6 protein-coding genes are annotated in these 6,276 nt (G+C 40.9%); 2 read left to right on the top strand and 4 right to left on the bottom strand.

Annotated features, from left to right (window positions below):
• Positions 1 to 164: 164 nt before the first annotated feature.
• Complete coding sequence (locus IM479_RS11165) at positions 165 to 569, bottom strand: type II toxin-antitoxin system VapC family toxin (RefSeq protein ID WP_286827303.1); 405 nt, start codon at positions 567 to 569, stop codon at positions 165 to 167.
• Positions 570 to 575: 6 nt separating this feature from the next.
• Positions 576 to 872: a hypothetical protein gene (locus IM479_RS11160; RefSeq protein ID WP_287687298.1), complete on the bottom strand. Its 297-nt coding sequence runs from the start codon at positions 870 to 872 to the stop codon at positions 576 to 578.
• 378 nt (positions 873 to 1,250) lie between these two features.
• On the opposite strand from IM479_RS11160, the gene IM479_RS11155 reads away from it, so the two are divergent.
• Together IM479_RS11155 and IM479_RS11150 are read left to right on the top strand one after the other, a co-directional pair.
• Positions 1,251 to 1,508 carry a hypothetical protein gene (locus tag IM479_RS11155; protein ID WP_287687296.1) on the top strand — a complete coding sequence of 86 codons (258 nt, stop codon included), beginning with the start codon at positions 1,251 to 1,253 and terminating at the stop codon, positions 1,506 to 1,508.
• The gene (locus tag IM479_RS11150; RefSeq protein ID WP_287687295.1) at positions 1,501 to 2,277 is read left to right on the top strand and encodes a class I SAM-dependent methyltransferase; all 777 of its coding nucleotides are present in this window, start codon (positions 1,501 to 1,503) and stop codon (positions 2,275 to 2,277) included. Before IM479_RS11155 ends, IM479_RS11150 begins: the two co-directional genes overlap by 8 nt.
• Here the strand turns inward: IM479_RS11150 and uvrA are convergent.
• Positions 2,267 to 5,146 carry an excinuclease ABC subunit UvrA gene (gene uvrA, locus IM479_RS11145; protein ID WP_287687293.1) on the bottom strand — a complete coding sequence of 960 codons (2,880 nt, stop codon included), beginning with the start codon at positions 5,144 to 5,146 and terminating at the stop codon, positions 2,267 to 2,269. The genes IM479_RS11150 and uvrA overlap by 11 nt on opposite strands.
• Positions 5,147 to 5,336: 190 nt before the next feature.
• A complete protein-coding gene (gene cysE, locus IM479_RS11140; protein WP_287673873.1) occupies positions 5,337 to 6,110 on the bottom strand; it encodes a serine O-acetyltransferase in 774 nt (257 codons plus the stop codon).
• Between the last annotated feature and the right edge of the window lie 166 nt (positions 6,111 to 6,276).

Raw genomic sequence — 6,276 nt, 5'->3', positions numbered from 1 at the left:
CTCAATTGTCTATCTTTTGGTATTAACCTATTTGTGCCTTAAGTGTCTCCCTGTATAGATTTCAGCTACTTTTAGGCGTAGGCACTCTCATCGAATTTTATTTTAAGTTAATTATTTGCATAACAATTACCGAAGAGCCGGATGACTTAAAGATTGGGTTCAATTTATAACTCTACCCAATTCTCTAAACTTAATCCTTCAACCCTCAAGAAATCACCGTCATTAGAAACAACAATTAAACTTTTAACTATAGCAGTAGCAGCAATTAAAATATCTTCTGTTTGTATGGGTAATCCTCTTAATCTAAGATCAGCATGAATTTCGGCTGCTTTTTCTAAAATAGCTAAATCATCTAATAAAATAATTTGATAATCCTGACAAAGTTTGTTAAATCTTTCTCTTTGTTTAGGTGCAGCAACTGCCAAAAATCCCCTCTTAATTTCAAAATAAGTAATACAACTGATAAAGATACTTTTTCTTTGAGCTTTGACATCTTCAATTTTTTGATAAATTTCAAGATTACGCTTAATAATCAAAGAAACGATATTAGTATCTAGCAAATAACTCATAATCACCTATTTACGCTTAATTGCTTCATCGAAAATAGCCATTTGTTCAGGAGTAAAATCCCCGCCAATTTTTGATAAGATTTCTGTAGCCATAATAAAGCTACAATGCTCTTTCAATTCTGCCTCTGACATAGTGTTAAATTCCTCAAAAGGTAAATTTTTTTCAAATAATTTAACCAAATGTTTCACCATTTCTGAATAATTAAGCTCCTCTTTAAAGAAAGGGCGGTCTTCCATTAAAATAGAAACAACTTGCTCAATTCTCTTAATCATTGATTTTTGTCTGACATCAGTTGATAACATATTTATGTCTCCGGTAAATTTTCAATAATATTTATCAACTGCCAATATATCAAGTTTCTCGTGGTTATGCAACATCGTGAGTTCGATCTCGAATAGACCCCCGTAACGGTGTCTTGAGTGGGATGTACGGCCATTCTCATAGGATGGGGATTTCTGCGATGTCGAACCTGTTTGGGGTGAAGATGTCTTTATGGTTAAAAGACCGCAAGGGACGCACCTTGTCAGACGAGGACATATTACACTATCCTTATGATAGTAGTAACCTGAGCCGAAACCATGAAGTTAATGAAGTTAATCGATACTGCTATACCCGGTTTCCCAATTGAGTGATTAAAGAAGCTAAATCATGAAATTTAAGTTTTCAAAAGGAGTTAATCAATGAAAACAATTAGTTTTAAAACCCGTGTAGGAGAAGATGGAACATTACAAATATCTTTACCGCATGAACTTAAAAACACAGATTTAGAAGTCACCTTAGTTTATCAGCCAATATCTCTAAAAGAAAAAGAAGAAAAAACTACATTTAGCCAATGGCAAGAAGGCTTTTTTGAAGAAGTAATTGGCGGTTGGGAAGGTGAATTATTAGTAAGAGAAAAACAGCCAGATTATGAGGAAAGAGCGATCGAGAATGATTAAGGACAAAAATCAGCAAACCTATAGAGACCCTAGTATTGTCGGTTATTATGCCCAATTAACCGCGCTACAGCCGGCAGAAAGGACAATTTTAACCCTGCTGCAAGAGCGTTTATCGACGATGAAAATGCTTGATTTAGGGGTAGGTGCGGGACGGACTACGAAGTATTTTGCACCTCTTGTGGGAGAATATATCGGTGTCGATTATTCTGCGGAAATGATCGCCGCTTGTCGTCAAAAATTCCCTCATTTAGTCTGGCAAGTGGCTGATGCCAGAAATCTAGAACAATTTGCGGATAATTATTTTGATTTTATTCTCTTTAGTTTTAATGGCATTGATTATATTTCCCCTGCTGACCGTTTCCTAGTTTTAGAGGAAATTAGTCGCATTGGTAAACCGGGTGGTTATTTCTGTTTTTCTAGTCATAATCTTCAGGGAATTATTCCAGAATTCGATTGGAAAAAAAAGATTAGTTTGAATCCTTTTAGTAGCTATGTTAATTTAGTCATCTGGGCGATTTTGCGTGCCTGTAATCCCTCTCTTAGCTACGAACAGTTATTGACTGCTGACTATGCAATTATTCGGGATGAACCCCATAATTTTCGTCTGCAAAATTATTACGCCACACCCAAAGAACAATTAAGACAGTTAAGGTCTTACTTTCAAGATATTAAAATTTATTCTTGGAAAACCGGTCAGGAAATTAAGAGCGAACAAGAGTTAAAGACTAATCTTGATCATTGGCTTTATTATCTCTGTGTTATTCCCTAATATTATCCTGCTTTTTTGGGGGATATTGAAGTAATGCTTGGGCAAGATAATGACCAGTGTAGGATTTTTCACATTTAGCCACGGTTTCCGGTGTTCCCACCGCGATTAATTCTCCTCCCTTGTCCCCTCCTTCTGGTCCCAAATCAATAATCCAATCGCTACAGCGAATCACGTCGAGATTATGTTCGATGACGATAATCGAATTACCTTTATCGACCAATCTTTGTAACACATCTAAGAGATGATGCACATCATAAAAAGATAAACCCGTAGTCGGTTCATCAATCAAATATAGGGTTTTTCCCGTGGCCCGTCGGGATAATTCGGCCGCTAATTTCACCCTTTGCGCTTCTCCACCGGATAAAGTGGGAGCGCTTTGACCGAGTTTACAGTATCCTAAACCCACATCCACGAGAGTTTGTAATCTGGTGGTGGCCCGGGGGACATTTTCAAAGACCTTTAATGCTTCCTCGATCGTCATATCTAAGACATCGGCGATCGAATAACCTTTATACTTAACCTGTAGGGTTTCCCGATTGTAACGCGCCCCTTTACACACATCACACTGCACATAGACATCGGGGAGAAAATTCATCTCGATGACGTTTACTCCTTGGCCTAGGCACGCTTCACAGCGTCCTCCTTTAACATTAAAAGAAAACTGCCCCGCTTTGTAACCTCTAGCTTTTGCTTCGATGGTTTCGGTGAAAATCTCGCGAATAATGTCAAAAACCCCCGTATAGGTGGCAGGATTTGACCGAGGAGTGCGTCCTATCGGTGATTGGTCAATGACAATTACCTTATCAACCGCGTCCAATCCTGCCACTTTATCTAACTCTTTGGGGAAGGGAGTTAAACGGGTTAAATGATGTTGTAAAGCCGGATATAATAACTCATTAATTAAGGTGGATTTGCCCGAACCAGATACTCCCGTAATCGAGACTAATTTTCCTAAAGGAATCGTTACATCAATATTTCTTAGGTTATTTTGATGGCAATTTTTTAAGACTAAAGCATTACCATTCCCTTCCCTTCTTTGGGGAGGAGTTTCAATAACTTTGCGTCCCGATAAGTAGGCCCCTGTTATCGATTTTTTGGACTTTAAAAGGGTTTTAAAACTGCCTTGACAGATGATTTCTCCGCCATGAATCCCCGCTTTCGGACCGATATCGACCACATAATCGGCTGCCCGAATCGTTTCTTCATCGTGTTCGACGACAATTAAAGTATTACCTAAATCTCGTAATCTTTGCAGGGTTTCTAACAGTTTACTATTATCTCTTTGGTGTAATCCGATGCTAGGTTCATCGAGAACGTATAGTACTCCTGTTAATCCCGAACCGATTTGAGTGGCTAATCGAATTCGTTGGGATTCTCCCCCGGATAAAGTCATCGCCGGTCGATCGAGGGTAAGATAATCTAATCCCACATCGATTAAAAATTGTAGTCTCGCTTTGATTTCTTTGAGGGCTAATTCTCCAATTAATGCTTGTCTTGGGGTTAAATGACAATCATTAATTCTCTGCAAACAATCCCGAATGGTAACTCCGGTAAAATCCGTGATCGTATATTGTCCTAAACGTACCGATAAAGCTTCCGGTTTTAATCTTTTTCCGTGACAAACTTCGCAGGTTTGGTTAACAATATATTTCTCTAGTCTTTGTTTAATAACTTCCGAGGTGGTTTCTTGATAATTCCTATCTAAGATATTGATAACTCCCGCAAATTCTCGATAGTAACCGCGACCAGTATCATAACGGTAATCATCTTCAAAATAGATCGGTTCTTTACTCCCATAGAGAATGATATCTTGCTGGGTTTTTGTTAGTTTCTGCCAAGGGGTTTGAATTTCAAAACCTAAAGCTTGCCCTAAACCGTAGAGGAGAGAAAGATAGTAGGAGTTATCCTTATCTGACCAAGGAGCAATAGCCGAATAAACCGGTTGTTTCGGGTCAGGAATGACTAAATCTGCTGAAAATTTTCGTAAACTGCCCAATCCGTGACAGTTGGGACAAGCACCATAGGGAGAATTAAAAGAGAATAAACGGGGGGATAATTCCTCCATAACTGCCCCGTGTTCAGGACAGGCAAATTTCTCGGAAAAGACAATTTCTTTGGTAACTTCGGGATTATCTTCGTTATTCTCATCGAGAATTTCCACAATCGCTACACCATCGGAATGCTTTAAACAAGTGGTTAAAGAATCTACTAATCTTTCCTGTAAACCCTCTTTTTTGATCAGGCGATCGATAACAATTTCAAGATCATGAAGATGTTTTTTATCTAACTCGATGCCCTCGGATAATTCTACTACCTTGCCGTCAATCCGCACCCGGGCAAAGCCTTGGGAGGCCAAACTAGAGATTAATTGCTTATGCGTGCCTTTTTTGCCGCGAATTACCGGGGCTAAGATTTGAAAACGGGTTTTCTCGGCTAATTCCATCACTCGATCGCACATTTGATCGATGGTTTGGGGGGCAATATTGCGATCGCAATGGGGACAATGGGGTTCACCTGCACGACCGAACAATAAACGCAAGTAATCGTAAATTTCCGTTACAGTTCCCACACTAGAACGGGGATTGTGGGAAGTGGATTTTTGGTCGATGGAAATAGCCGGACTTAAACCCTCGATCGCATCCACATCGGGTTTATCTAATTGTCCTAAAAATTGGCGCGCGTAGGCGCTGAGGGACTCCACATAGCGGCGCTGTCCCTCCGCAAAAATAGTGTCGAAAGCGAGGGAAGATTTGCCCGATCCCGAAACTCCCGTAAAAACAATCAACTGATTGCGGGGTAATTCGAGATCAACATTTTTGAGATTGTGTTGTCGGGCGCCACGGATACGGATCGAGTCAGTTTGAGCCATCGGACGGTGCCAAGTAGTCCTTAATAATCATAGCTTTGACGAATGGGTTTCAGCTACTAAGTAGGTAGGTGTTAAAAATTGTCAGATACCCCCTTATTAAGGGGGGATGGAAGGCAAAATCCATCTTCTATTTAATTAAAACCACTTACTTAGAAAACCAGTCTTCCATCATATCAGAAGATTATCGGGGTTAAACCGCCCGTTCGAGAAACTCGCGCATATCTCGATCGGCCGCAGGACAACAGCTATGACTCGCTTCTTCTTCTAAATGGGCTAAAACTGGGCAATTAATCCGATAATCTGGTTCTTTTGACCGTTCTAGCCGCAATTCGTACACTTGTTTTTCCAGTTGTTCGATGCGGTCCACCAAAGCGCGAATAGCCACCGCTTCCGAGTCGAGTAAATCACCGTGTTCGAGGGGTTCCACCCGCGTCCCGGCCCGATAGATTAAACGACCGGGGACACCAACAACGGTACAATCGGCAGGAATATCGCGCAGGACCACAGAACCAGCACCGACGCGAACGTTATTACCCAGATAAATATTACCTAAAACCTTGGCCCCAGCGCCGACCACCACATTTTCCCCTAGAGTCGGGTGACGTTTACCGCTTTCTTTCCCCGTCCCTCCTAAAGTAACTCCTTGATAGATGAGGGCATAATCACCGACAATGGCCGTTTCTCCGATGACAACTCCCATGCCATGGTCGATAAAAACACCCTGACCTATTTGGGCCCCGGGGTGAATTTCGATACCAGTCAGAAAACGGGCAAGATGGGAAATTAAACGGGGAATAAAGGGAATCCCGATCTGATACAGCCAATGGGCGAAGCGATGGCACAGTAAAGCCTGTAATCCGGGATAACAAAACATTACCTCTAACCAGTTGCGGGCAGCGGGGTCACGTTCAAAAATGATCTTGAAATCGGCTAGGAGATTAGATAACACGAGTCTTGATTCCATATTGATCGAGCTTATACTAAACCATGTTATCGAAAATTTGGGTTAAAACCCCGTCCTTTGAGGACGGCTTTAAGCTAAAATGGAAAAAGCGATAACCAAGCTAAAAACTGAACCTTGACCACAGATAGTAGGGGGTTTCGTTCAGAAAAGACTTCAAATTCGGCCT

The organism is Microcystis sp. M165S2, assembly GCF_020245885.1.
In the GTDB taxonomy this organism is placed as follows: Bacteria; Cyanobacteriota; Cyanobacteriia; order Cyanobacteriales; family Microcystaceae; genus Microcystis.
This window is presented reverse-complemented; position numbering and strand designations above follow the sequence as displayed.